Annotated in this window: 1 protein-coding gene; it reads left to right on the top strand. The window is 55.0% G+C overall.

Annotated features, from left to right (window positions below):
* Nucleotides 1-1,285, top strand: a 1,285-nt coding sequence (locus tag RUMCAL_RS10195; RefSeq protein ID WP_021682766.1) for a serine hydrolase domain-containing protein, incomplete at its 5' end; no start/stop codon positions are given.
* Nucleotides 1,286-1,477: the final 192 nt, after the last annotated feature.

The following is a 1,477-nucleotide window of genomic DNA, read 5'->3' as shown; positions in this document are numbered from 1 at the left end:
CGCACCTTACGCACAATCTTTGTGCGGTATTGCCCTGAAGCCGGTTCCGCGGGCAGCCGGCAGGAGAGAAAGGCGGCGTAGCGGCGTGGAACTGGAAAAACAAATCCGGCTGGCTGGTCGGGTAGATTCTGTCATTCAAAAAGGCATGCAGGAGGGAAAGATCACCGGTGCCTGCGTAGGCATATACCAGAATCAGGAAGAATATTTGTGTAAGGCATACGGTCTGGCAGATCGGGAACAGGAAACGCCCATGCGGACGGACACCCTGTTCCGCATCTTCTCCATGACCAAGCCGGTGACGGCGGTGGCGACCATGCAGCTTTGGGAGTCCGGCAAGCTGGAATTGAGCGATCCGGTTTCGTGGTATATTCCTGCCTTTCGGGAGAAGCTGGTAGATGTGCACGGTGAACTGGTGCCGGCGAAGCGGGAGATCTGCATTCAGGATTTGCTGAACATGACCTCCGGCATTCCCTATCCGGACTGCTGGAGCGAATCCCAGAAGAAAATGGGAGCGTTTTATGGCGAGATCGACCGCCGGAACGCCACTGACCACCCTGTGGATACGCAGGAATTTGCACGGCGTGTGGGGGAAGAAGTGCCGCTGCTGTTTCAGCCGGGAGAGAAGTGGTCTTATGGAGCTTCGGCGGATATTCTGGGGGCAGTGCTGGAAAAGGCGGCAGACATGCCATTGGACGAGCTGTACCGGAAGCAGATCTTCCAGCCGCTGGGCATGACAGATACAGATTTCTACGTGCCGGCGGAAAAGCGTTCCCGTCTGGCACAGCTGTATCAGTATCACTGGGGCGAAGATTTCTGCGGGCTGGTGATAGAGCCGGATCCCCATCTGGGTATGACGGACTACCGGAAGAAGCCGGCGTTTTTCTCCGGCGGGGCAGGGCTGATCTCTACCATGCAGGACTATGCCCGGTTTGCCAATCTGCTGGCGGGAAAAGGGCTGCATCGGGAAAGCGGCGTGCGTCTGATCGGCGAAAACACATGGCGGTATCTCACCACGCCGCAGTTGAGCGATGCCCAGAAAACGGGAATCGACTGGGAGCAGCTGAAAGGCTATACCTATGGCAACCTGCTGCGGGTGCTGGAAGATCCGCTGGTGTGTATGACCAATGTGCCGGCTGGGGAATTCGGCTGGGACGGCTGGACAGGACCGTATTTCTGTGTGTCCCCGCAGGACGGCACTGTGCTGTTGTATCTGATTCAGGTCTGCGGCGGCAGCACCAGTGATATTGTGCGGAAACTGCGGGCGATCACATTCGGGTGCTTGTGATGATAAAGTGAAAAACAGACTTGACAAATCAGCAAAAATCGCGTATAATAAAAGTAAAGAGAGCACACCAGTAGACGGTCTGCTCCCAAGTTTGAGTTATTTGAAATAACCGCTCAAGGTGGCAGCTTTGGGGCGGTTATTTCCGTTTATTATCGTTATTATGGAAAATATCGTGCATCAATGCTATAATAG

Source organism: Ruminococcus callidus ATCC 27760 (assembly GCF_000468015.1).
Taxonomy (GTDB): domain Bacteria; phylum Bacillota; class Clostridia; order Oscillospirales; family Ruminococcaceae; genus Ruminococcus_C; species Ruminococcus_C callidus.
This window is presented reverse-complemented; position numbering and strand designations above follow the sequence as displayed.